20 protein-coding genes and 1 tRNA gene are annotated in these 24,836 nt (G+C 74.1%); 13 read left to right on the top strand and 8 right to left on the bottom strand.

Annotation, left to right across the window (positions count from 1 at the left end; all coding sequences use genetic code 11):
- Positions 1-79: 79 nt before the first annotated feature.
- The 4 genes from HL189_RS04135 to HL189_RS04150 all read left to right on the top strand — a co-directional run bounded on the left by HL189_RS04135 (position 80) and on the right by HL189_RS04150 (position 5,494).
- Positions 80-1,696: a circularly permuted type 2 ATP-grasp protein gene (locus tag HL189_RS04135; protein WP_369132435.1), complete on the top strand. Its 1,617-nt coding sequence runs from the start codon at positions 80-82 to the stop codon at positions 1,694-1,696.
- On the top strand, positions 1,690-2,640 hold the full coding sequence (locus HL189_RS04140; RefSeq protein ID WP_369132436.1) for an alpha-E domain-containing protein: 951 nt from the start codon (positions 1,690-1,692) through the stop codon (positions 2,638-2,640). The genes HL189_RS04135 and HL189_RS04140 overlap by 7 nt, the downstream gene beginning before the upstream one ends.
- A gap of 5 nt (positions 2,641-2,645) precedes the next feature.
- Entirely contained in the window at positions 2,646-3,539 is an 894-nt protein-coding gene (locus HL189_RS04145) for a transglutaminase N-terminal domain-containing protein (protein WP_369132437.1), read from the top strand.
- 80 nt (positions 3,540-3,619) lie between these two features.
- Positions 3,620-5,494 carry an ABC-F family ATP-binding cassette domain-containing protein gene (locus tag HL189_RS04150; protein WP_369132438.1) on the top strand — a complete coding sequence of 625 codons (1,875 nt, stop codon included), beginning with the start codon at positions 3,620-3,622 and terminating at the stop codon, positions 5,492-5,494.
- 138 nt (positions 5,495-5,632) lie between these two features.
- On the opposite strand, the gene HL189_RS04155 is transcribed toward HL189_RS04150, so the two are convergent.
- On the bottom strand, positions 5,633-6,049 hold the full coding sequence (locus HL189_RS04155; protein WP_369132439.1) for a helix-turn-helix domain-containing protein: 417 nt from the start codon (positions 6,047-6,049) through the stop codon (positions 5,633-5,635).
- 95 nt (positions 6,050-6,144) lie between these two features.
- Between HL189_RS04155 and HL189_RS04160 the strand changes: the two genes are divergently transcribed.
- The 7 genes from HL189_RS04160 (at position 6,145) to HL189_RS04190 (ending at position 13,471) form a co-directional block, all read left to right on the top strand.
- Complete coding sequence (locus HL189_RS04160; protein WP_369132440.1) at positions 6,145-9,021, top strand: Na+/H+ antiporter subunit A; 2,877 nt, start codon at positions 6,145-6,147, stop codon at positions 9,019-9,021.
- A complete protein-coding gene (locus HL189_RS04165; RefSeq protein WP_369132441.1) occupies positions 9,018-9,518 on the top strand; it encodes a Na(+)/H(+) antiporter subunit C in 501 nt (166 codons plus the stop codon). Before HL189_RS04160 ends, HL189_RS04165 begins: the two co-directional genes overlap by 4 nt.
- Entirely contained in the window at positions 9,515-11,227 is a 1,713-nt protein-coding gene (locus tag HL189_RS04170; protein WP_369132442.1) for a Na+/H+ antiporter subunit D, read from the top strand. The genes HL189_RS04165 and HL189_RS04170 overlap by 4 nt, the downstream gene beginning before the upstream one ends.
- Complete coding sequence (locus HL189_RS04175; protein ID WP_369132443.1) at positions 11,224-11,775, top strand: Na+/H+ antiporter subunit E; 552 nt, start codon at positions 11,224-11,226, stop codon at positions 11,773-11,775. The genes HL189_RS04170 and HL189_RS04175 overlap by 4 nt, the downstream gene beginning before the upstream one ends.
- Positions 11,772-12,098: a monovalent cation/H+ antiporter complex subunit F gene (locus HL189_RS04180; RefSeq protein WP_369132444.1), complete on the top strand. Its 327-nt coding sequence runs from the start codon at positions 11,772-11,774 to the stop codon at positions 12,096-12,098. Before HL189_RS04175 ends, HL189_RS04180 begins: the two co-directional genes overlap by 4 nt.
- A complete protein-coding gene (mnhG, locus tag HL189_RS04185; protein WP_369132445.1) occupies positions 12,095-12,469 on the top strand; it encodes a monovalent cation/H(+) antiporter subunit G in 375 nt (124 codons plus the stop codon). The genes HL189_RS04180 and mnhG overlap by 4 nt, the downstream gene beginning before the upstream one ends.
- Positions 12,470-12,535: 66 nt before the next feature.
- Positions 12,536-13,471: an LppW family protein gene (locus HL189_RS04190; RefSeq protein WP_369132446.1), complete on the top strand. Its 936-nt coding sequence runs from the start codon at positions 12,536-12,538 to the stop codon at positions 13,469-13,471.
- An 18-nt stretch (positions 13,472-13,489) separates the two neighbouring features.
- On the opposite strand, the gene leuA is transcribed toward HL189_RS04190, so the two are convergent.
- From leuA to HL189_RS04205, 3 genes are all read right to left on the bottom strand, one after another.
- The gene (leuA, locus tag HL189_RS04195) at positions 13,490-15,175 is read right to left on the bottom strand and encodes a 2-isopropylmalate synthase (protein WP_369132628.1); all 1,686 of its coding nucleotides are present in this window, start codon (positions 15,173-15,175) and stop codon (positions 13,490-13,492) included.
- Positions 15,176-15,393: 218 nt separating this feature from the next.
- Positions 15,394-16,023 carry a helix-turn-helix domain-containing protein gene (locus HL189_RS04200; RefSeq protein WP_369132447.1) on the bottom strand — a complete coding sequence of 210 codons (630 nt, stop codon included), beginning with the start codon at positions 16,021-16,023 and terminating at the stop codon, positions 15,394-15,396.
- A gap of 208 nt (positions 16,024-16,231) precedes the next feature.
- Positions 16,232-17,836, bottom strand: coding sequence for a phospholipase D family protein (locus HL189_RS04205; protein ID WP_369132448.1), 1,605 nt, complete (start codon positions 17,834-17,836; stop codon positions 16,232-16,234).
- Positions 17,837-17,948: 112 nt separating this feature from the next.
- On the opposite strand from HL189_RS04205, the gene HL189_RS04210 reads away from it, so the two are divergent.
- Both HL189_RS04210 and HL189_RS04215 read left to right on the top strand, forming a co-directional pair.
- A complete protein-coding gene (locus HL189_RS04210) occupies positions 17,949-19,217 on the top strand; it encodes an aspartate kinase (RefSeq protein ID WP_369132449.1) in 1,269 nt (422 codons plus the stop codon).
- Entirely contained in the window at positions 19,214-20,284 is a 1,071-nt protein-coding gene (locus HL189_RS04215; protein ID WP_369132450.1) for an aspartate-semialdehyde dehydrogenase, read from the top strand. Before HL189_RS04210 ends, HL189_RS04215 begins: the two co-directional genes overlap by 4 nt.
- 9 nt (positions 20,285-20,293) lie before the next feature.
- Here the strand turns inward: HL189_RS04215 and HL189_RS04220 are convergent, their stop codons facing one another.
- The 4 genes from HL189_RS04220 to HL189_RS04235 all read right to left on the bottom strand — a co-directional run bounded on the left by HL189_RS04220 (position 20,294) and on the right by HL189_RS04235 (position 24,697).
- The gene (locus HL189_RS04220; protein ID WP_369132451.1) at positions 20,294-22,096 is read right to left on the bottom strand and encodes a prolyl oligopeptidase family serine peptidase; all 1,803 of its coding nucleotides are present in this window, start codon (positions 22,094-22,096) and stop codon (positions 20,294-20,296) included.
- Positions 22,097-22,100: 4 nt separating this feature from the next.
- Complete coding sequence (locus tag HL189_RS04225) at positions 22,101-23,183, bottom strand: hemolysin family protein (RefSeq protein WP_369132452.1); 1,083 nt, start codon at positions 23,181-23,183, stop codon at positions 22,101-22,103.
- A complete protein-coding gene (locus HL189_RS04230) occupies positions 23,180-24,535 on the bottom strand; it encodes a hemolysin family protein (RefSeq protein WP_369132453.1) in 1,356 nt (451 codons plus the stop codon). Before HL189_RS04230 ends, HL189_RS04225 begins: the two co-directional genes overlap by 4 nt.
- A gap of 85 nt (positions 24,536-24,620) precedes the next feature.
- Positions 24,621-24,697 (bottom strand) — tRNA-Pro (locus HL189_RS04235).
- Positions 24,698-24,836: the final 139 nt, after the last annotated feature.

Consider the following 24,836-nt stretch of genomic DNA (forward strand, 5'->3'; position numbering starts at 1 on the left):
GCGCGGGCCAGGTCACGGCGAGGTCGCGGGCCGGCCGCGCCGAAACGCGCGGGACACACGGCGTGTCTAGGTTCGTCGCATGGCGGACCTCTTCGACGGCTACCCCCTCGGGCAGCAGTGGGACGAGATGTTCGCGGCACCCGGCCGGCCCCGCGCCCCCTACACCGGTCTGTTCAGCTCGCTGCAGCCGATGTCGGGGGAGGAGCTCGCCGCCCGCGCCGACGTCCTCTCGCAGACCTACCGGGACGCCGGGGTGACGTTCGCCCACGCCGGCGAGGAGCAGCCGTTCCCGCTCGACATCGTGCCGCGGGTCATCGGGCACGAGGAGTGGGCGGTGATCGAGCGCGGGGTGGCGCAGCGCGTGCTGGCCCTGGAGGCGTTCCTGGCCGACGTCTACGGCGCGGGGGAGGTGTTCACCGACCGGGTGGTGCCGCGCAGCGTGGTCACCACCAGCGCGCACTTCCACCGCGCCGCCCACGGGCTCGTCCCGCCCAACGGCGTGCGGGTGCACGTGTCCGGCATCGACCTCGTCCGCGACGAGGCAGGCGACTTCCGGGTGCTCGAGGACAACCTCCGTTCGCCGTCCGGGGTCAGCTACGTGATCACCAACCGGGCGGCAATGAGCCAGGTGCTGCCCGAGCTGTTCGGCGACCACCGGGTGCAGCCGGTGGCGGACTACCCGAGCCGGCTGCTGGCCGCGCTCAAGGCGTCGGCACCGAGCGGCGTGGGCGACCCGACCGTCGTGCTGCTGACGCCGGGGGTCTACAACTCGGCCTACTTCGAGCACGCGCTGCTCGCCCGGCAGATGGGCGTCGAGCTGGTCGAGGGCCGCGACCTGGTGTGCTCCGGCGGTCAGGTGAGCATGCGGACGACGACCGGCCAGCAGCGCGTCGACGTCATCTACCGCCGCATCGACGACGACTTCCTGGACCCCGTGCACTTCCGCTCCGACTCGGTGATCGGCTGCGCCGGGGTGCTGAACGCGGCGCGGGCCGGCCGGGTCACCATCGCCAACGCGGTGGGCAACGGCGTCGCCGACGACAAGCTGCTCTACACCTGGGTGCCCGACCTGATCCGCTACTACCTGGCCGAGGAGCCCGTGCTGCAGAACGCCGAGACGCACCGGCTCGACGAGCCCGGCACCGTCGAGTGGGTGCTGGCCAACCTGGACCAGCTGGTGCTCAAGCCGGTCGACGGGTCCGGTGGCAAGGGCATCGTCATCGGGCCCCGGGCCGACGAGCGGACGCTCGCCGAGCTCGGGGTCAAGGTGCGGGCCGCGCCGCGGGACTGGATCGCGCAGAAGCCGATCGGCCTGTCGACGTCCCCGACGCTGATCAACGGCCGGATCGCCCCCCGCCACGTCGACCTGCGACCGTTCGCCGTGCACGACGGGTCCGACGTGTGGGTGCTGCCCGGTGGGCTGACCCGGGTCGCGCTGCCGGAGGGCGAGCTGGTGGTCAACAGCAGCCAGGGCGGCGGCTCGAAGGACACCTGGGTGATCAGCCCGCCGCGGCCGGCCGAGGCGGCGCCCGAGCACGACGTGACCCGGATCGAGTTCACCACCGCCGACCTGCCGGTGGAGCCGCCGGCGCAGGATCCGGGGCCGCCCAACGACAACGCCCTTGCCCAGTCCCAGCAACAGCAGCAAGGGGCCATGTTGGCCAACATGGCCGCACCCGAAGGCGCGCCGTGCTGAGCCGGATCGCGGAGTCGCTGTTCTGGATCGGCCGCTACGTGGAGCGGGCCGACGACACCGCACGCATCCTCGACGTGCACACCCAGCGGCTGGTCGAGGACCCGTGGATCGACGAGCGGCGGGCCTGCGCCAACCTGCTCGGGCTGATGGGCCACCCGAGTGCCGACGGTGCGGCCGACACCGAGCGGGTGCTGGCCACGCTGGCCTTCGACCGGAGCAGCCCCAGCTCCATCGTCGGGGCGTTGTCGGCCGCCCGGGAGAACGCCCGCGGCGCCCGGGAGGTGCTCTCCGCGGAGATCTGGGAGTCGCTGAACGTCACCCACAACGCGCTGCCGCAGCAACGCACGATGGCCCGCCGCTACGGGCCGCACTCGCTGTTCCGGTTCGTCCGCGAGCGGTCGGCGATGGTGTTCGGGCTGGCCGACGCCACCATGAGCCGGGACGAGAGCTGGCTGTTCCTCATCCTCGGCCGGTCGCTGGAGCGGGTGGACATGACCGCCCGGATGCTCTCCACCCGGGTGCTGGCCGGCGACGCCGCGCCGTCCTGGACCCTGGTGCTGCGCTCCACCGGCGCCTACGAGCCCTACCTGCGCACCTACCGGGGTGCGGTCAACTCCAGCCGGGCGGCGGAGTTCCTGCTGCTGGACCGGTTGTTCCCCCGCTCGGTGTTCGCCGCGCTGGAGCAGGCCGAGGCGTGCCTGGCCGAGCTGGAGCGGGCGAACGTGCGGGAGGGGCACCGGATCGGCGTCGCCGGCGAGGCGCACCGGATCGTCGGCCGGGCCCGCACGATGCTCGAGTTCATGCAGACCGACGAGATCCTGGCGTCGCTGCCGGTGCGGCTGGATGAGCTCCAGCGCACCTGCTCGCTGGCCAGCGAGGCGGTCACCAGTCGTTTCTTCACCGAGCAGGCACCGCAGATCTGGGTGCCGGAGAGCGTGGGGTGACGGCCGTGCCGCAGTCCCAGAACCAGTTCCAGCCCAGCAGGGTGCGGGTGCCCAGCGACCGCTGGCGGCTGCAGATCGTGCACCGCACGCAGTTCCGGTACGGCGGTCCGGTCCGCTCCTCCTACAACGAGGCCCGGATGACGCCGGAGAACAGCAGCCGGCAGACGACGCTTCGCTCCCGGGTCGAGATCGAGCCGACCGCGACCGTGCTCGCCTACCGGGACTACTGGGGTTCCACGGTCACCGCCTTCGACACCCACGGCCCGCACACCGAGCTCGTGGTGAAGGCGACCTCGGTGGTGGAGGCCGGGCCGGAGGTGCACGTCGCCGACCCGCTGAGCTGGGCCGAGCTCGCGGTGCCCGACGTCCAGGACCGGTTCGGGGAGATTCTGCGCCCGACCCGGCTCACCACGATGGACGCACCGGTCGTGCAGGAGGTGCGGGAGTTCGTCGGGGACGCCGGACCCCGGGAGGCCGGTCGGCAGGTCTGCCGGTTCGTGCACGACCGGATCGAGTACCTGACCGGCTCGACCAACGTGAAGACCAACGCGATGCAGGCATGGGAGCACGGCAAGGGCGTCTGCCAGGACATCTCGCACGTCTCGATCGGGCTGCTGCGGGCGATCGGCCTGCCGGCCCGGTACGTCTCCGGGTACCTGCACCCCCGGCGGGACGCCGGCATCGGGGAGGCGGTCACCGGGGAGAGCCACGCCTGGGTGGAGTGGTGGGACGGCGGTTGGTCCGGCTACGACCCGACCAACGTGGTGGAGATCGGCCCCCGGCACGTGACGCTGGCCCGCGGCCGGGACTACTCCGACGTCCCGCCGCTGAAGGGGATCTTCTCGGGCCCGAGGAGCGAGGGCTCCTCGGTGACGGTCGAGGTCACCCGCCTGGCCTGACGAAGGACCCCCTTGCCCCCCACCGCTCGCAGGCTCGCGGCGGGGCCCTGCAAGGGGGCCATGAAAGACTGGGCGACCTCATGAGCGCTCCGCTGAACCTGGTCAACCTCGAGCGGGTGTCCAAGGCCCACGGGACGACGGTCGTCCTCGACGACGTCTCCCTGGGTGTCGCCGCCGGCGAGCGGATCGGCGTGGTCGGTCGCAACGGCGGCGGGAAGTCGACGCTGCTGCGCGTGCTCACCGGCACCGAGGACCCGGACGACGGCCGGGTCACCCGCCGCGGCGACCTGGCGATGGGCGTGCTCGACCAGCTGGGCACGCTGCCGCCCGGGACGACGGTGCGCGACGTCGTCCTCCCGGTGTCGACGTTCGCCGCCGAGCACGAGTGGGCCGCGGATCCCGCCGTCCGCTCGGTCCTGACCGGTCTGGAGCTGGACCGGATGGGGTTGGACGCCCCGGTCGACACGATGTCCGGGGGAGAGCGCCGCCGGGTGGCGCTGGCGGCCCAGCTCATCCGCCCGCTGGACCTGCTGGTGCTCGACGAGCCCACCAACCACCTCGACGTCGAGGGGGTCGCCTGGCTGGCCGGGTACGTGAAGAACCGGGTCGGGGCGCTCGTCGTCGTCACGCACGACCGCTGGTTCCTCGACGAGGTCTGCACGACCACGTGGGAGGTCGCCGACGGGGCGGTGCACGCCTACGAGGGCGGCTACGCGGCCTACACGCTGGCCCGGGCCGAGCGCGCCCGGATCGCGGCGGTCACCGAAGAGCGCCGGCTAAACCTGGTGCGCAAGGAGCTGGCCTGGCTGCGCCGCGGCCCGCCCGCGCGTACGAGCAAGCCCCGGTTCCGGATCGAGGCGGCGGAGGCGCTCATCGCCGACGAACCACCGCCCCGCTCCGCGATGGAGCTGGCCGGCTTCGCCGCCCGTCGGCTCGGCCGCACCGTGTACGACGTCGAGGACGTCACGTACACCGTGCGCGGCGCCGACCTGGTGTCCGACGACGGGGACCCGGCCGGTCCCGCCGACCCGCAGGCGGTCGGGGAGCGGACGCTGTTCCGCGACCTGACGTGGCACGTCGGTCCCGGCGACCGGATCGGCATCGTCGGCGTGAACGGCGCGGGGAAGACCTCGCTGCTCAGGCTGCTCGTCGGGGAGTCCCAGCCGGACTCCGGCCGGGTGGTGGTCGGGCAGACCGTGGCGCCGGCGTACCTGTCCCAGCACGTGACCGAGCTCGACCCCCGGCTCCGGGTGCTCGAGGCGGTGCAGGACGTCGCCCGGATCGCCCGGATCGGCAAGCAGGAAATCTCCGCCTCCTCGCTGGCCGAGCGGTTCGGGTTCGCCGCGAACCGGCAGTGGACGCCGGTCGGTGACCTCTCCGGCGGTGAACGCCGCCGGCTGCAGCTGCTGCGGCTGCTGATGGGCGAGCCGAACGTGCTGATCCTCGACGAGCCGACCAACGACCTGGACATCGACACCCTCACCCAGCTCGAGGACCTGCTGGACGGCTTCGCCGGCACGGTGCTGGTGGTGAGCCACGACCGGTACTTCATCGACCGGGTGTGCGACTCGGTGGTCGCCCTGATGGGCGACGGCTCGCTGGCCGCGCTGCCCGGTGGGGTGGAGGAGTACCTGGCCCGGCGGGCGGCGGGGGAGGCCTCGCTGCCGTCGGTCGGCCGGTTGGCTCCGCCGGGGGGTTCCGCGGTCCCGCCGGCGGGAGGTGCCCCGGCGCACAGCGCCGCGGACGTACGCGCCGCCCGCAAGGAGGTGGCCCGCCTGGAGCGCCGGCTGGAGAAGCTGACCGCCGAGGAGGAGCGGCTGCACGCCCAGCTCGCCGCGGCGGCCACCGACTACGCGAAGGTCGCCGAGCTGGACGCCCGGCTGCGCGAGCTGGTCGCGGAGAAGGACCAGGTGGAGAGCGAGTGGCTGACCGCCGCCGAGGTGGTCGAGGGATGACCTGCGGACGCTTGTGCTCTGAGTCGCCTGGTGACTCAGAGCACAAGCATTCGGGGGAAAGGGTCCGGTCAGCCGGCTGAAGTTGAGCCTGCGGGAACGGGTGGAGGCGGTGGCGTTCCGGCTACGAGAGCGGGCCGGTCACCCCGGGCGGTCGGTGACCGCTTCCCCGCCGCGCTCGGCGTGGTGGCAACGCTGCTGGTGGACGAGCAGGTCGGCCAGCTGGACCCGGCGGTGCCGGCCGGGGCGGTCGTAGGGGATCACCCCCGCGTCCAGCAGGCGCACCAGCGTGGGCCTGCTGATGCCCAGCAGGTCCGCCGCTTCCTGGGTGGACAGCGTCGGCTCGTGGCAGGCCAGGGTGACCGGCCGTCCCGCCGCCAGGGCGGCGGCGGCGAGGCCCAGCACCTCCCGCAGCGGGCCCGGCAGCGCCCCGCCGGGGTCGGCGGCGGTGGGGGCGCCGTCGCCGGCCAGCTCGGCGGCCAGCGCGCGGAGCAGGGCCGCCTCGCGGGGATCACTCGGTGGGTGCACGGTGTGCTCACCCGAAGGGCTGTGGCGCACTCCGGCATCGTACGCACGATCCGTCCAAATCGAACAATTCGAACGGCCTTGGTAGGATGGGCCCACCGCCACGCCGCCCCACCTCCGGGAGACCCGTGACCGCACTGCTGCTCCTCCACCTGATCGCCGCCCTGGGGGCGCCGCTGCTGGTCCGGTGGTGGGGGCGCGCTGCGTTCCTCGTGCTCGCCCTGGTGCCCGGCGCGGCGCTGGCCTGGCTCCTCGTCCAGCTGTCGGTCGTGCTCGCCGGGGGAGTGGTCGAGGAGACGACGTCCTGGATCCCCGCGCTGGACCTGGCGGTGACCCTGCGGCTGGACGCGCTCTCGCTCACCATCGCGGCGCTGGTCACCGGCGTGGGGGCCCTGGTCCTCCTCTACTGCGCGCGGTACGTGGGCCGTGACGAGGAGGGCACCGCCCGGTTCGCCGCCTGCCTGACCGGCTTCGCCGGGGCCATGCTCGGCCTCGTCCTGGCCGACGACCTGCTGCTCCTCTACGTCTTCTGGGAGCTCACCACGGTCCTGAGCTTCCTGCTCATCGGCGGGGACGGCGCCCGACTGGCCGGCCGGCGCGCCGCCACGCAGGCGCTGGTGCTGACCACCGCGGGCGGGCTGGCGATGCTGGTCGGTCTGCTGCTGCTCGGCCAGGCCAGTGGCTCCTGGCTGCTGTCGGAGGTGGTCGCGGACCCGGGCACGGGCCCGGCGGTCACCGCCGGGATGCTGCTGGTGCTGGCCGGTGCGGTCACGAAGTCCGCCCTCGTGCCCTTCCACTTCTGGCTGCCCGCCGCGATGGAGGCCCCCACCCCGGTCAGCGCCTACCTGCACGCCGCCGCGATGGTGAAGGCCGGCATCTACCTGGTCGCCCGGCTGGCCCCCGGGCTGGCCGAGGTGCCCGGGTGGCGGCCGGTGCTGATCGGCCTGGGGCTGGCCACGATGCTCGTGGGCGGCTGGCGGGCGCTGCGGCAGACCGACCTGAAGCTGCTGCTCGCGTTCGGCACGGTGAGCCAGCTGGGCTTCCTGATGGTCCTGCTGGGCGGCGGCAGCCGGGAGCTCGCGGCCGCCGGGCTGGCGATGACCTGCGCCCACGCGCTGTTCAAGTCCACCCTGTTCCTCTCCGTCGGCGTCATCGACCACGCCACCGGCACCCGCGACCTGCGCCGGGTGTCCGGTCTGGGCCGGCAGCTGCCGGCCCTCGCCGTGATCGCGACGGCGGCTGCGGCCTCGATGGCCGGGCTCCCGCCGCTGCTGGGGTTCGTCGGCAAGGAGGCCGCCTTCGCGGCGCTGTGGGACGGCGGGCTGCCCGACCGCACCACGGCCGCCCTCGTGCTGGCCGGGCTGGTCCTCGGGTCGACGTTCACCGTGGCCTACAGCGCCCGCTTCCTCTGGGGTGCCTTCGCCCGCAAGCCCGGCACCCCGCCGGCCGAGGTCGCGCACCCGCCCGGACCGCTGTTCCTCACCGCCCCGGCCGTGCTGGCGCTCGCCGGGCTCGTCGCCGGCCCGGCCAGCCCGGCGCTGGAGCCGCTGGTCGCCGGCTACGCCGACACGCTCCCGCTGCTCGCCCCGGAGCCCGAGCAGCTGGGCCTGTGGCACGGCTGGCAGCCGGCGCTGCTGCTGTCCGCGGTGACCCTGCTCGGGGGGCTCGGGCTGTTCGCCGTCCGGGCCCGGGTCTCCCGGGTGCAGGAGCGGCTGGCGGTGGGCGCCTCCGCCGACGAGGGCTACTGGAACGTGCTGCAGGGCCTGGACCGGCTCGCCGTCCTGGTCACCGGCACCACCCAGCGGGGCTCGCTGCCGGCCTACCTGGGCACGATCCTCGTCGTCCTGCTGGCCCTGCCCGGCACGCTCCTGGTCACCCGCGCGCCCTGGCCGGCGGAGTGGCGGGCCTGGGACACCCCCGCGCAGGCGCTCGTCGGGGCGGTGATGCTCATCGCCGCGGCCCTGGCCCTGCGCATCCGGCAGCGGCTGTCGGCGGTGCTGGTCGTCGGGATCACCGGCTACGGTCTCGCGCTGCTGTTCGCGCTGCAGGGGGCACCCGACCTGGCGCTCACCCAGTTCCTGGTGGAGACCCTCACCCTGGTCGTCTTCGTGCTGGTGCTGCGCAAGCTGCCCAAGGACATCGCCGAGCGGCACCGGGGGCGGGAACGCGCCGCCCGCGGGGCGATCGCGGTCGCGGTCGGGGCGCTCATGGGCGTGATCGGGGCGGTGGCGATGGCCGTCCGGACGGCCACGCCGGTCTCCGTCGACTACCCCGAGGAGGCCTACGAGTACGGCGGCGGGCAGAACGTGGTCAACGTGACCCTGGTCGACATCCGCGCCTGGGACACCCTCGGGGAGATCTCGCTGCTGGTCGTCGCCGCGACGGGGGTTGCCAGCCTGGTGTTCCTGCGGCACCGCACCGGCGGGGTCGACCGGGCCGAGGACCTCCAGCTGCGGCCCGACGGCGTCAGCCCCCGTCGGGCTCCTCGGCGCCGCTGGCTCGCCGCCACCGCCACGCTGGACCCGCAGCGCCGCTCGGTAGTGCTCGAGGTCATCACCCGGCTGCTGTTCCACTCGATCCTCGTCTTCTCCCTCTACCTGCTGTTCAGCGGGCACAACGAGCCCGGCGGTGGCTTCGCCGGCGGCCTCGTCGCCGGGCTGGCGCTGGTGCTGCGGTACCTGGCCGGCGGGCGCTACGAGCTCGGTGAGGCCGCCCGGGTCGCCCCCGGGCTGCTGCTCGGCTCCGGCCTGCTGGTGGCCGGCGGCAGCGGCGCCGCCGGGCTGCTGGCCGGCGAGGACGTGCTCCAGTCCGCGATCCTCCAGGTCACGCTGCCCGTGCTCGGCGACGTGAAGCTCGTGACCTCGTTGTTCTTCGACATGGGCGTCTACCTGATCGTCGTCGGGCTGGTCCTCGACGTGCTCCGCAGCCTGGGCGCGGAGCTGGACCGCCAGGACGACGAGGACGACCCGATCGGGCTCCAGCCCGGAGAGGTGGTCGTGCGATGACCCCCACGATCGTGCTGCCGGTCATCATCGGCGGCCTCTACGCGGCGGGCGTGTACCTGCTGCTCGACCGCAGCCTGACCCGGGTGCTGCTCGGGTTCCTGCTGCTGGGCAACGCCACCAACCTGCTCCTGCTGTCGGTCGGCGGGCCGGGTGGGCTGGCCCCGATCTTGGGCTACGCGGAGGCGGAGGAGATGAGCGACCCGCTGCCGCAGGCGCTGATCCTCACCGCCATCGTGATCACCTTCGGCGTCGCGGCGTTCATGCTGGCGATGATCCACCGCTCCTGGCGGCTGGTGAACGAGGAGAACGTGGGCACCGACGAGGAGGACCGGCGGGTCGCGGCGCGCTCGGACACGGACGCCGACGAGCTGGATCCCGACGACCTGGCCCCCGAGGACCGGCCCGCCGGTCACGCGGACAGCCTGCGGATCCGCGCCGGCGCGGTCCGGGGCATCCCGTCCGACGACGTCGACCTGCCGTCCGCGAGCGCCCGGTGACCGGCGTCCTCGCCCCGCTCCCGGTCCTGCTGCCGCTGCTGGGAGCGGCCGGCACCCTGCTGGTCGGCCGGCACCCGGCGGTCCAGCGGGTGCTCAGCGTGGTCGTCCTGATCGCGGTGCTCTCGGTCTCGGTCGTCCTGCTGCTGCGCGCCGACGCGCTCGGCGCCACCGCGGTGTCGGTCGGCGGGTGGCCGGTGCCGCTGGGCATCGTGCTCGTCGTCGACCGGCTCTCGGCGCTGATGCTGGTCGTCGCCTCCGCCGTCGCCCTCGGGGTGCTGGTGTTCGCCGTCGGCCAGGGCGCGACCGACGGCTCGGAGCAGACCCCGCTGTCGGTGTTCCACCCGACGTTCCTGGTGCTGGTCGCCGGGGTGAGCAACGCCTTCCTCGCGGGGGACCTGTTCAACCTCTACGTCGGTTTCGAGATCCTGCTCATGGCCAGCTACGTGCTGCTCACCCTGGGGGGCACCGCGCCCCGGATCCGGGGCGGCATCACCTACGTGGTGGTGAGCCTGATGAGCTCCCTGGTGTTCCTCGCCGCGATCGGCCTGGTCTACGCCGCGACCGGGACGGTGAACCTCGCGCAGCTGGCGGTCCGGCTGGGCGAGCTGCCCGCGGGCACCCAGGTCCTCCTGCAGTCGATGCTGCTGGTCGCCTTCTGCATCAAGGCGGCGGTCTTCCCGCTGTCCGCCTGGCTGCCGGACAGCTACCCGACCGCACCGGCACCGGTGACCGCGGTGTTCGCCGGCCTGCTCACCAAGGTTGGTGTCTACGCGATCATCCGCACCCAGACGCTGCTGTTCCCCGGCGGCGCGCTGGACACGGTGCTCATGTGCGCGGCCCTGGCGACGATGCTGATCGGCATCCTCGGCGCGATCGCGCAGACCGACATCCGGCGGATCCTGTCGTTCACCCTCGTCAGCCACATCGGCTACATGGTGTTCGGCATCGGCCTGGCGACGTCGGCCGGGCTGGCCGGCGCGATCTTCTACGTGGCCCACCACATCGCCATCCAGACCACGCTGTTCCTGGTCGCCGGGCTCGTCGAGCGGCAGGGCGGGTCGACGGCGGTCGACCGCCTGGGCGGGCTGGCGAAGGCGTCCCCGCTGCTCGCGGTGCTGTTCTTCGTCCCCGCCATGAACCTCGCCGGCATCCCGCCGTTCTCGGGGTTCATCGGCAAGCTGGGGCTGCTGCGCGCCGGCGTCGCCGAGGGCAGCCCGCTGGCGCTGGTGCTGGTGGCCGGCGGGGTCGTCACCAGCCTGCTCACCCTCATCGCCGTCGCCCGGGTCTGGACCCGCGCTTTCTGGCGGCCGCGCACCCAGCAGCCGGGCCGGGACACCGCTCGCGCCGCAGCGTCGGACGCCGGTCCGGACACACCGGACGGCGAGGTCACCGACGGGAACGGTTCCGCGCCCGTCCTGGTCGGCCAGTCGGCGCGCCGCGCGGCGCGGCAGGCCGCGTGGGTGCGGCACACCCAGGTCGCCACGGCCTCCGAGGCCGACGACGACCGGGCCGAGGAACGGGACGACGACGACGAGGTCCACCCGCTGCCGGGGGTCATGCTGGCCACCACCGGTGCCCTGGTCGCCCTCACCGTGGCCCTGACCGTCATCGCCGGGCCGCTGTACGGGCTGGCCTCGCGCGCAGCCGACGACCTGCGGGAGCGCACGCCCTACCTGGAGTCGGTGGCCGACGTGGCGGTGCTGCGGTGAGCCCGGCCCGGCGGATGGGCGCGCAGCTGCCCCTGGCGGCCTGGCTCGTGCTGGTCTGGATGCTGCTGTGGGGCACCTGGTCGTGGGCGAACCTGCTGTCCGGGCTGCTGGTCGCCGCCGTCGTGATGACCGCGCTGCCCCTGCCGCCGGTCGAGGGTGGCACCCGGGTGCGGTTGCTGCCGATGCTGGTCTTCCTGGGGCACTTCGCCGCCGACCTGGTGACCTCGGCGGCGCAGGTCTCCTGGCTGGCGTTGCGCCCGGGCCCTCCCCGGTGCGGTGCGATCGTCCGGGTGCGGCTGCGCACGGACTCCGACCTGCTGCTGACGATGGTCGCCGAGTCGGTGACCCTGGTGCCGGGGTCCGTTGTGATCGACATGGACCGCGAGCACTCGGTGCTGTCCATCCACGTGCTGCACGTCCGCGACCTGGCGGACGTGGCGCGGCAGAAGCGCGACGTGCTGGCGGTGGAGGGGCGGCTGACCCGCGCCTTCGGGTCGGCGGCCGACGTCGCGGCCCTGGAGCGGGACCTCGAGGGGAGCCGGACGTGACCGTCGTCGGTGTGGTGGCCTACGTGCTGCTGGGCACCGGGGCGCTGCTCGCCCTGACCCGCCTCGCGCTGGGCCCGTCGTTGCTGGACCGGGTGGTGGCCACGGACACCCTGCTGGTCATCATCTCGGCCGGCCTGGCCGTGCACGCGGCGCTCGAGCAGGACCCGACCGTGATCCCGGTGCTGGTGGTGGTGTCCCTGCTGGCGTTCGTCGGGTCGGTGTCGATCGCCCGGTACGTCGGTGGCATGCCGCAGCAGTCGGAGCACGCAGACGCGTCGGACGGCGGCGCGCTGCCCGCCGCGGAGCAGGAGGTGGGGCGGTGAGCGCCGTCGCCGACGCCATCGCGGGGGCGTGCCTGCTCGCCGGCGCGTTCCTCTGCCTGACGGCCGGGCTCGGGCTGGTGCGGTTCCCGGACGTGCTCTCCCGGATGCACGCCGGCACCAAGCCGCAGGTGCTGGGCGTGCTGCTGGTCATGGTCGGCGGCGCGATCCGGCTGCAGGGCTGGTCGGCCACCTGGATGCTGCTGCTCGTGGCGGTGTTCCAGCTGCTCACCGCGCCGGTCAGCGCGCACATGATCAGCCGGGTGGCGCACCGCCGCCGGCACGTGCGGCGGGACCTGCTGCTGGTGGACGAGCTGGGCACGGCCGACGCGGCACCGGGCCCCCCAGGGGACGACAGCCCCGCGGATCCCTGATGTGAGTTACCTCGTCCGGGGATGCTCCCCCTGGTCGAGCGCGGTCTGATCGCGCACCATCGGACCATGGCCCCGCCCGCGTCCCGGTCGACGCGGCGCCGGGTGGCCTTCCTCGTCCTCGCCGGCCTCCTGCTCAGCGCCCTGCTGGTGCGGCCTGTGCTGAACTGGGCACGCTCGGCCGGGGACCCCGTCGCGGTGGCCGCTGCCGGGCAGTCGGCCGCCGACCGGACGGTGGTCGCGGACGCGGTGCCACGTGCGCTCCGGGAGGGCGGGGAGCCACCGCCGCCGCGCGCTGTCGACGCCGGGGCGGTGCTGGCCCAGCTGGACGGTGCGGCGGCGCAGTCCCGGAGCTGGGTGGGCGCCGTCGTGCTGGACGAGTGGGGCCGGACGCTGGTGGCGAGCGCGGACGCGGAGCGGACCGTGCCCACGGCCTCGCTGGTGAAGCTGCTGGTGGTGCAGCAACTGCTCGCGCGGTCGGCGGACGGTACCGTGGCCCTGGACGAGCGCACGCGGCAGCTGATGGAGCGCGCCGTGACCGTGTCCGGCGACGAGGCGATGAGCGCGCTGTGGAGCCGGTACGACGGCGAGGCGCTGCTGCGGAACGCCGTCGCGGCGTTCGGCCTGACCGCCACCGCACCGCCGGAGCGGCCCGGTCAGTGGGGGGAGGCGACGACGACCGCCACGGACCTCGCCCGGTTCCTGTCCCGGATGGACACGGCGCCGGGCGCGGAGACCCTGCTGGGCTGGATGCGCTCGGTCGCGCCGACCGCGGGCGACGGTTTCGACCAGCGGTTCGGGTTGTTCGGCGCGGCACCCGGGGTGGCGGTCAAGCAGGGCTGGATGTGCTGCATCGACGGACGGCGTCAGCTGCACTCGGCGGGCGTGCTGGCCGACGGCAGGGTGGTCGTGGTGCTCGGCGACGCGTCGTCCTCGACCGGCTGGCCGGCGTTTCGGCGGACGCTGGACAGCGCGACCGCGGCGCTGGTGGCCGGCACGGCCTGAGGCCGTGCCGGCCACGCCTCAGCGCTGGGCCCGGTTCACCGCGGAGACGATCGCCCGCAGCGACGCGGTGACGATGTTCTCGTCGATCCCCACGCCCCAGAGCACCCGCTCGCCGACCGCGCACTCGACGTAGGAGGCGGCGCGTGCGTCGCCGCCGGCCGAGAGGGCGTGCTCCGCGTAGTCGAGCACCCGGACGTCGACGTCCAGCCCGGCCAGCGCGTCGACGAAGGCCGCGATCGGGCCGTTGCCCTGCCCGCGGACGGTGGTCGGCACCCCGGCGTCGACGAGCTCGACGGTGATCTCGTCCGGGCCGTTGCCGTGCGCGGTGTGCTCGTGCCCGGCCAGGGAGAACCGGCCCCACGGGGCGTCCGGGTCGGGCAGGTACTCGTTGCTGAAGGCGGCCCACATCTGCTGGGCGGTGACCTCGCCGCCCTCGTTGTCGGTGTGGCGCTGGACGACCGCGCTGAACTCGATCTGCAGCCGGCGCGGGAGGTCGAGCTGGTTCTCGGTCTTCATGATGTAGGCGACGCCGCCCTTGCCGGACTGGCTGTTGACCCGGATCACGGCCTCGTAGCTGCGGCCGACGTCCTTGGGGTCGATCGGCAGGTAGGGGACGGCCCAGGGGAGCTCGTCGACGCCCTTGCCGGCGGCCTCGGCGTCGGCCTGCAGCGCCTTGAAGCCCTTGTTGATGGCGTCCTGGTGGGAGCCGGAGAAGGCGGTGTAGACCAGGTCGCCGCCGTACGGGTGCCGCTCGTGGACGCCCAGCTGGTTGCAGTACTCGACCGTGCGCCGGATCTCGTCGATGTCGGAGAAGTCGATCTGCGGGTCGATGCCCTGGCTGAACAGGTTCAGGCCGAGGGTGACCAGGTCGACGTTGCCGGTGCGCTCACCGTTGCCGAACAGGCAGCCCTCGATCCGGTCCGCGCCGGCGCGGTAGCCCAGCTCGGCGGCGGCGACGGCGGTACCGCGGTCGTTGTGCGGGTGCAGGCTGAGGACGACGGCGTCCCGGCGCCCCAGGTTGCGGTGCATCCACTCGACCTGGTCGGCGTACACCGTGGGCTGGGCCATCTCGACGGTGGCCGGCAGGTTGAGGATCGTCGGCCGGTCCGGCGTCGGCTCCCACACGTCGGTGACGGCGTTGCAGACCTCGACGGCGAAGTCGAGCTCGGTGCCCGTGAAGGACTCCGGGGAGTACTCGAAGCGGATCTCGGTGTCGTTGGCCTGCTCGGCCAGCTTGCGCACCAGCTGGGCGCCGTGGACGGCGATGTCGACGATGCCGGCGCGGTCGGAGTTGAACACCACCCGCCGCTGCAGCGTGGAGGTGGAGTTGTACAGGTGGACGATCGCCTGCTTGGCCCCGCGCAGCGACTCGTAGGTGCGCTCGATCAGCTCGTCCCGGGCCTGGGTCAGCACCTGGACGGTGACGTCGTCGGGGATGAGGTCGTCCTCGACCAGTTGCCGGATGAAGTCGTAGTCGGTCTGGCTGGCAGCGGGGAAGCCGACCTCGATCTCCTTGTAGCCCATGCGTACGAGCAGCTCGAACATGCGGCGCTTGCGCTCGGGGGTCATCGGGTCGATCAGCGCCTGGTTGCCGTCCCGGAGGTCGACGGCGCACCAGCGCGGGGCGACGGTGGTCACCGTCTCCGGCCAGGTGCGGTCGGGCAGCGCGATCGGGGTGAACGGCGCGTACTTGTGGATCGGCATCCCCGAGGGTCGCTGGGGATTGCGGGCGTGCGGGTGGGTGTCGCTCATGGGGGGCTCCTGGGGCGGGCTGCCGTGCGCGGGCTGCACACAGCTCCGGGTGACGGTCAGCGTGCGCCGGGAACGCGCGGACTCCGCGGCGAGGGGGCCGACCTAGGAGAGGGCCTCGCCGCGGCCGGTAAGCAGGAGGCTGCCGCGCACGGCACAACGGTAGCAAGGGATCAGTCGACGTCGCACTCACAGGGGCACTCCGGGACGTGGGCCGGCAGTTCGCCGGTGTCCTGGTCCGCGCACTCCGGCGGGCAGTCGCAGACCCACTCCGGGCATCGGCGCAGCTCACCGGCCTCCCACCGCCGCCGGTGCTCAGCGCGCCGCCGCCGCTCGGCCTCGAGGCGGCGGGCGGCGGCGCGGTCCTGCGGCGAGTCGCCCGGCTGCGGCAGCTGGTGGTCATCCGGGGTGCCCGACCGACCGCGCCATCCGTCGCGCAGGTCCCGGGACCGGTCGAACGTGTACCAGGGCTGCTCCCGGCTGTACCGCTGGACGCCGTGCCACCAGTCCAGGTCCCCGTACCGGGTGTCCAGGTGCGCGGGGAACCGCCGACCGGCTCCGTCGCGCACGGCGCCCCCGGCCATGGGGCCGACCCCGACGCCCGTCTCGTCCAGCAGCGCGACCCGGAGGCCGGCCACGGCCGCCAGCCGGGCGAAGAGCGCGACCGGGACGTCCTGCTTGCCGGCCTCCACCCGCGCCACGAGCGACTGTGAGACCCCGCAGGCCTCGGCGAGCTGCCGCTGGGACACGTCGGCCGTGCGCCGGATCCGGCGTACCGCGTTGGCGACGTCCAGCCGGGCCACGCGCCACATCCTCGGCCAGCTCCCGAGGCGGCGGGGCGGTGGACGGCGGGCTGTGGACAGCGGCATGTCGCGCTGGACTCCGACGGACCGGCGGCACCCTTCTCCGCGGATGCTCGTGCTCTGGGTCGGACGGCGACTCAGAGCACAAGCATGCGAGAACCGAGTCAGGACCGCGGGAGAGCGGGCCGTGTCGGCCGGGCGGGTCACGTCAGAACTCGTGCGCCCGGCGCAGGCGGAAGGGGCGGCCGTCGGGGTCGACGGACAGCCGGTACACCGGCGCCGCCCACAGGCGCGTGACGCGGGACAGCTCCTCGGTGCGGTGCGGCCTCAGCCGGCCCGGTGGTCGGGGCCCGACCCGGTCACCGTCGTGCCAGGCCTGCAGCTGCTCGGCGCTGCGCTCGACGGCCGCCACGAAGTCGTCGGGGTCGAGCAGGTCGTCGTCCGCGCTGCCGTCCGGTGCGCGGTCCAGGTGCTCGCGGGCCAGCCGCAGGCGCAGGTCCCGGGCGAACGTGCGTGCGCCGTCCCCGGTGCCGGCCGGGTCACGGGGCTCGCGGGGGTCCAGCGTGGTGTCGAGCACCGCGCTGGAGAGCTCGCTGTCGTGGGTCCACGACCGGCGGTTGAAGTTGTCGCTGCCGACGCTGGCCCACACGTCGTCCACCACGCAGACCTTCGCGTGCACGTAGACCGGCGTCCCCTCGTGGTTCTCCACGTCGAAGACGTGCACGCGGTCCGGTCCGGCGCGCCGGCAGGCCTCCAGCGCCTGGGCCCGCCCGACGTACTGCGGCCGCTCCGACACGGCCCCCTCCTGGTCGGGCACGCGCGGGACGACGACCACCAGGTGCAGCTCCGGATGCACCTCCAGGGCCCGGGCGAACAGCTGGGCGACCTCCCGGGACCACAGGTACTGGTCCTCCAGGTACACCAGCCGGCGGGCCCGGCGGATCGCCTTCGAGTACCCCCGGGCCACCGACCGCTCGCCGCGCGGCGCGAAGTCGTACGCCGGCCACACCGCCGGGTAGGTGCGCAGGGTCTGCACCACGTGCGGGCCGCACTCCGGGGGCGCGGGAGGCTGGGGCGGGAGCGGCGTGGCGTCCATCTGCGAGCGCTTGAGCAGCGCCAGCACCTTGTCGTGCACCCAGGCCACCGGGTTCTCCGAGTCGGGGCTGGTGGGGTCGTCCCAGCGCTCGCGGAACACCGTGTCCAGCACGCCGACCACCGGGCCGCGCAGCTGCAGTTGCACGTCGTGCCACGGCGGCCGGTCCCCGTAGGCGGAGGACATCGACTGCGGCTGCGGGTCCCCGAGGTGCCGGTCGTCGTCCCGGCGCGAGTGGCCGAGGTCGATGCCGCCGGCGAAGGCGACGTCGCGCGACGGGTCGTCCGGGTGACGCAGGACGATGAACTTCTGGTGGTGGCTGCCCCACCGCCGCACGCGCTCGTCCCGGACGACCACCGCGCCGGCCTCCTCCAGCTCCCGGTCCAGCGCCGCGTTCTCCTCCTTGCTGAAACTGAGCCCGTCCCAGTGCGACCGCCAGACCAGCCCGCGCACGCACACCCCCCGCCGCGCCGCCGCGCCGAAGAGCTCGGCGACGGTCGGCCCGTCCTCCCGCAGCCGCTCGTCCGGGTCACCGCGCCAGTCGGTGAACAGCAGGTGGTCCCCGGCCCCGAGCCCGTCCACGGCCGCCACCAGCCGGTCGAAGTAGGCCGACCCGTGCACCAGCGGCTCGGCGAGGTTGCCCGCGACCCAGGCCGGCAGCGCCGTCGCGGGGTTGCCCCGCTCGTCCTCGGTGAGCAGCCAGTCCTCGGGTCCGGTCACGGCAGTGATCAAACCCGTCCGGAGCGCGCTCGGGCACCCCTCGCGGCCGCGCGGTCCTGCCAGTTGCCTCAGCCGGCGCGGGCCGGCCGGCCCGCGCCGGTAGCCTGAGGGCGTGGCCCTGGTCGTGCAGAAGTACGGCGGTTCGTCCGTCGCCAACCCCGAGCGCGTGAAGCGTGTGGCCGAGCGGATCGTCGAGGCGAAGAAGAACGGCGACGACGTGGTCGTGGTCGTCTCCGCCATGGGCGACACCACCGACGAGCTCCTCGACCAGGCGAGCCAGATCACCGACGATCCGCCCGGCCGCGAGCTCGACATGCTGCTCACGGCCGGCGAGCGCATCTCCATGGCGCTGCTGGCCATCGCCATCTCCACGCACGGCTACGAGGCCCGGTCCTTCACCGGGTCGCAGGCCGGGGTGATCACCACGTCCAGCCACGGCCGGGCGCGGATCATCGACGTCACCCCGGGCCGGCTGCGGCAGGCCCTGGACGAGGGGTCGATCGTCATCGTGGCCGGGTTCCAGGGTGTCAGCCAGGACACCAAGGACGTCACGACCCTCGGCCGGGGCGGGTCGGACACCACGGCCGTCGCGGTGGCCGCCGCGCTGGAGGCCGACGTCTGCGAGATCTACACCGACGTGGACGGCGTCTTCAGCGCCGACCCGCGGATCGTCCCCAACGCCAAGCGGCTGGAGACGGTCACCTACGAGGAGATGCTGGAGCTGGCCGCGTCCGGCGCGAAGGTGCTCATGCTCCGCTGCGTCGAGTACGCCCGCCGCTACGGCATCCCCGTGCACGTCCGCAGCTCCTACTCACAACTCGCCGGCACGATCGTGACCGGCTCGATGGAGGACCTCAGCGTGGAACAGGCCATCATCACCGGCGTCGCGCACGACCGCAGCGAGGGCAAGATCACCGTCTACGGCGTGCCCGACCGCCCGGGTGAGGCGGCTCAGCTGTTCCGGGTGCTCGCCGACGCCGAGGTCAACATCGACATGATCGTGCAGAACGTCTCGGCCGAGGCCAGCAAGCTCGCCGACATCTCCTTCACCCTGCCGGTCAGCGACGGCCCCGCCGCGCTCGCCGCCCTGGAGAAGGTGAAGCACACCGTGGGCTACACCGACGTCCGGTTCGACCAGCACATCGGCAAGGTGTCGCTGGTGGGCGCGGGGATGCGCTCGCACCCCGGGGTCTCGGCCAGGTTCTTCGGCGCGCTCGCCGACGCGGGCGTGAACCTCGAGCTGATCAGCACCTCGGAGATCCGCATCTCCGTGGTGTGCCGGGACACCGACGTCGACCTCGCCGTCCGCGCGGTGCACGATGCCTTCGACCTCGGCTCCGACCAGGCCGAGGCGGTCGTCTACGGAGGGACCGGACGATGAGCGAGCTGTTGAGTGGGCAGGGCTCCGGTGACGGCCTGCGGGTCGGCATCGTCGGCGCCACCGGCCAGGTCGGCGGCGTGGTGCTGCGGATCCTCGCCGAGCGCGACTTCCCGGTCAGCGAGCTGCGCCTGTTCGCCTCGGCCCGCTCGGCCGGCCGCACCCTGCCGTGGGGCGGTCGCGAGCTCACCGTCGAGGACGCCGCCACCGCCGACCCCACCGGCCTGGACATCGCCATCTTCAGCGCGGGCGGCGCCACCTCCAAGGCGCAGGCACCGCGGTTCGCCGCCGCCGGCGTGACGGTCATCGACAACAGCTCGGCCTGGCGGCGGGACCCCGACGTCCCGCTGATCGTCAGCGAGGTGAACCCGCACGCCCTGGCCGAGGTGCGCAAGGGCATCATCGCCAACCCGAACTGCACCACCATGGCCGCGATGCCGGTGCTCAAGCCGCTGCACGCCGAGGCCGGGCTGGTCCGCATCGTCGCCAGCACCTACCAGGCGGTGAGCGGTGCGGGGCTGGCCGGCGTCGACGAGCTGGCCGGGCAGGCCCAGGCGGTCGTGGAGAAGGCCGCCGAGCTGACCCACGACGGGTCGGCGGTGACGTTCCCCGACCCGGTGAAGTTCGTCCGCCCGATCGCCTTCAACGTCCTGCCGCTCGCCGGCTCGATCGTCGACGACGGCAGCTTCGAGACCGACGAGGAGCAGAAGCTCCGCAACGAGAGCCGCAAGATCCTCGAGGTCCCCGACCTGCGGGTCTCCGGGACCTGCGTCCGCGTCCCGGTCTTCACCGGGCACTCGCTGTCGCTGAACGTCGAGTTCGAGCGGCCGCTGTCGGTCGAGCGCGCCACCGAGCTGCTCGAGCAGGCGCCGGGGGTGCAGCTGACCGGCGTCCCCACCCCGCTGCAGGCCGCCGGCAGCGACCCGAGCTACGTCGGCCGGATCCGGCAGGACCCGGGCGTCGACGGCGGCCGCGGGCTGGCGCTGTTCATCAGCAACGACAACCTGCGCAAGGGCGCCGCCCTGAACACCGTGCAGATCGCCGAGCTCCTCCTCGCCCAGCGCGGCTGACCGGCCACCTCAGGGCGTGACGTGGCGCAGGGCGAAGGAGAGCGCGGCCTCGACCTGGCGGATGGTCTCCTCGATCACCAGCGAGCCGTGGCCGGCGTCGAACCGGTACACCTCGTGCGGCTTGCCCAGCCGGTCGAGCTCGGCCAGGTAGTTGTCGATCTGCCGGATGGGGCAGCGCGGGTCGTTCGCCCCGGCCACCACGAGCACCGGCGCGGCGACCGCGTCGACGTAGGTGATCGGGGAGGACCGCACGTACCGGTCGTGCACCTCGTCGGGTGAGCCGCCGAACAGCGCCCGGTCGTAGGCCCGCAGCCCCTCCATCTCGTCCTCGTAGGCGGCCAGGTAGTCGGCGACCGGCACCTCGGCGATGCCCGCCGTCCACCGCTCCGGCTGGGTGCCCAGGCCGAGCAGGGTGAGGAACCCGCCCCAGGAGCCGCCGGAGAGGATGGTCCGGGCCGGGTCGACGAACCCCTCGGCGACCAGCGCGTCGTGGACCGCGCCGACGTCCTCCAGCTCGGTGAGCCCCGGCCGGCCGGTCAGCGCGTCCCGCCACTGGCTGCCGTAGCCGGTGGACCCGCGGTAGTTCACGTGCACCACCGCGTACCCGGCATCGACGTAGGCCGCCCGCCGCGCGCGGTAGGAGTCGTCGTCCAACGCCTCGGGGCCGCCGTGCACCAGGAACGCCGTCGCGTACGGCGCGGGACCCGCCGGGCGCACCACGAGCGCGTGCACGTCCCCACCCGGTCCGGGCACCCAGCGGTCCTCGACCGGGTAGGCGGCCGGGGGCTCCTCCCCGGGGGCGGCCAGCACCACCGGCCCGTCGGCGCGGCGGATCACCGGCGGCCGCTCGGCTGAGGACCAGGCCAGCTCCACGGTGCCGTCCGGCCGGGCGGTGGCGCCCCGGACGACGCCCCGCGGGGTCTCCAGCTGCTCCAGCGTCCCGGTGGCGAGGTCGTAGCGGTACAGCTCGCTGCGGGCGGCGTGGTCGTGGCCCACCAGCAGCGCGGAGCCGTCGGGGTACCAGCCGGCGGTCACGTCCCCGGGCAGGTCCAGGACCAGCTCGGTCTCGGTGCCCGCGGTGACGTCCCAGAGCAGCAGCTCCTCCCGGCCCCGGCGCTCGTGACCCACGAGCAGCCGCTGGTCGCCCTCCACCGGCGAGAACGCGAGCGCGTGCAGCCCGCGGCCCTCGCCGTCCCACTTGTCGGCGACGACCGACAGGTCGCCGGTGCGCAGCACCCGCAGCGCGGGGTAGCGGGGGTCGCCGTGCTCGGAGTGCGAGTAGACCAGCAGGCCGTCGTCCCGGGACAGCGCCTCCACCCCGGCCGTGTCGGGGGACGAGTAGAAGACCTCCGGCGTCCGGTCGGTGCCCGCGATCCACAGCTCGCTGCCGTCGTCGGTCGACCGGCCGATCGCCACGACCCGGTGCCCGATCTCCAGTCCGGCCGGGTAGGCCGGGCCCACCTCGGGGACGGCGACCTGGTCCCGCCCGCCGGCGAACGGCTGGGTGCGCCACACGCCGAACTCGTCGCCGTCGGTGTCGGCGAACCACCAGATGGTCTCGCCGTCCGGGCTGAGCGTGGCCGCGAGCGTGCCGTTGGGCCGGTCGGTGACCTGGCGGTGCGTGTCGGTCTCCCGGTCCCAGGCGTACTGCTCGACGACCCCGCTGACGTCGGAGGCGTAGACGTTGCGGTGCGGGGCGTCCTCGGCCCACTCGGGGAGGCTGATCCGGGGCGCGCGGAAGCGGGCCTGCCAGCGGGCGGTGACCTCCGGGGGGAGGGCGGGGGTGGGGCTGGTCGTCGGCTCGGCACTCACCCGGTCATCTTCCCCCGGCCCCCGCACCGGCCGGCGGCGCGGTGGGAGGAGCCAGCCGCACGTCGGCACCGCGGACGTCGCCGATCAGCTGCTCGAGCACGTCCTCCAGAGCCACGATCCCGACGATCCGGCCGTCCTCCACGACCCGGCCCAGGTGCGCGCCGCTGCGCCGCATCTCCTGCAGGACCTCCGGGAGCGGCTCGTCCGCCGCCAGCTCCACGAACGACGTGATCGCCTGGTCCGGGACCGGCTGGTCGCGGGACGAGGGGCCGCTGCCCAGCACGTCCTTGACGTGCACGTAGCCGGCCAGCGAGCCGTCCGGCAGCCGCACCGGGTACCGGCTGTGCCCGTGCCGGGCGACGACCGACTCCAGCTGCCGCGGCGTCGCCTCCCGGGGCACGGTCACCACGGCGTCCAGCGGCAGCAGGACCGAGCGGACGTCGTGCTGCTCGAACGCCAGCGCGCCGGCGGCCAGCTCGCTCACCTCGGAGCCCAGCAGCCCCTCCCGGCGGGACTGGGCGACCATCGAGCGGATCTCCGACTCGTCGAAGCCGGCGTGCACCTCGTCGGTGGGCTGCACGCCGAACAGCCGCACGAAGGCGTTGGCGGTGGTGTTGAAGAACCAGATGAAGGGCTTGAGCACGCGCACGACCGTGGCCAGCGGCGGCCCGAGCACCATCGCGGCCCGGTCGGGCCCGGCGATGGTGATGTTCTTGGGCACCATCTCGCCGAGCACCATGTGCAGCACGGTGACCAGCGACAGCGCGACGACCAGGGCGATCGGGTGCAGCAGCCCGTCCGGCACGCCGGCCGCGTGCAGCGGCGCCTCGATCAGGTGCGCGATCGCCGGCTCACCGACCGCGCCCAGGCCGAGCGAGCACAGCGTGATGCCCAGCTGGGCGCCGGCCATCATCTGCGACACGTTGCGCATCGCGGCCAGCGCCCGGCGGGCCCGGGCCGACCCCGCCGCGGCGCGGGGCTCCAGCTGGTCGGCGCGCGCGGAGACCAGCGCGAACTCGGCGGCGACGAAGAAGGCGTTGCCCAGCAGCAGCGCGATGAGGACCAGCAGGCTCAGGACGTCGGTCATGCCTGGGCCGCCTCGGGCTGCCGGTCGCGGGCGACCGGTTCCGCGGTCCCCCGGTCGGGCTCCCCGGCCACGGGGACGGCCTCCAGCCGCGCGATCCGCCGTCCCTCGACGCCGGTCACGGTCAGCCGCCAGCCCTCGACCTCCACCGAGGCGCCTTCCTCCGGCAGCCGGCCCAGCCGCTCGAGCACGAAACCGGCGACCGTCTCGTAGCGCCCCTCGGGCACCGGGATCTCGGTGCGCTCACGGACCTCGTCGGGTCGCAGCAGCCCCGACAGCGTCCACTCCGCGCCCTGCCGGCGCAGCTGGCGCAGCGGCCGGTCGGTCTCGTCGGTGATCTCGCCGACCAGTTCCTCGACGATGTCCTCCAGGGTCACGATCCCGTGGGTGGCGCCCCACTCGTCGACCACGAGGGCCAGCTGCAGGCCCTGGTCGCGCAGCCGGTCCAGCAGCGGGTCCAGCCGCATCGACGAGGGGACGGCGAGCACCGGCGCGGCCAGCTCGCCCGCCGTCCGCCGCTCCCGCTCGGCCTCCGGGACGGCGACCGCCTGCTTCACGTGCACGACCCCGGTCACCTCGTCCAGGTCCTCGCCGTACACCGGGAAGCGCGAGTTGCCCGACCGGATCGCCGCGTCGATCACCGCGGCCGCCGACGCGCTCGCCGGGAGGGTCCACAGCCGGGTGCGCGGGGTCATCACGTCGGTGGCGTACTTGTCCCGCAGGCCCAGCGACCGGGTGAGCAGGCGGGCCGCCACGGGGGAGAGGTCGCCCTCCTCGGCCGACCGCCGGGCGACGGCGGCCAGCTCGTCGGCGCCCCGGACGTCGTCCAGCTCCTCACGCGGCTCGATGCCCAGCCGGCGCACGATCGCGTTGGCCAGCCGCTGCAGCGTGCGCACGACCGGGCCGGTGACCCAGGTGAAGGCGCGCAGGCCCGGGGCCACGGCCCGGGCGACCGGCAGCGGCCGGGCGATGGCCAGGTTCTTGGGGCCGAGCTCGCCGAGCAGCATCTGCAGCACGGTGGCCAGCGCGATGGCCAGGCCGACGGCGGTGCCGCCCGCCGCGGCCGCGGGCAGGCCCACCGACTCCAGCGGGCCCTCCAGGAGCCGGCCCAGCGCGGGCTCGGCGAGGTAGCCGACGACCAGGGTGGTCAGCGTGATGCCCAGCTGAGCCGTCGACAGCTGGGTGGACAGCTCGCGCAGCGCGGCCACCACGGAGGAGGCACCACGGTCCTCGCGCTGGGCGGCCTGCTCGGCCTGCCCGCGGTCCACGGTGGTGAGGGAGAACTCGGCCGCGACGAAGAAGCCGGTCAGCGCGGTCAGCACCACGGCCGCCAGCAGGAGCAGCCAGGGCGTCACCCGTCCCCCCTGCCCGGGGGCGGTGGACGGGAAACAGCGGCCCCGAAGCACTCAGGGACCGCCTCGCGGCGGTCCCTGAGCGGACTGGTCGGGGTGACAGGATTTGAACCTGCGGCCTCGTCGTCCCGAACGACGCGCGCTACCAAGCTGCGCCACACCCCGAGGTGCGGACAGAACTCTACTCGACGCCGGGTGGCCCCCTGCAGGGGCCCGCCGCGAGCGTCGGATGGACGGGGTCCTTCCCGGGGGGCAGGGGGTCCTTCGGGAGGCGGTGCCCTCTGGCCTGACTCCGCGCCCCGGT

The sequence above is a fragment of the Modestobacter sp. I12A-02662 genome (assembly GCF_041028325.1).
In the GTDB taxonomy this organism is placed as follows: domain Bacteria; phylum Actinomycetota; class Actinomycetes; order Mycobacteriales; family Geodermatophilaceae; genus Modestobacter.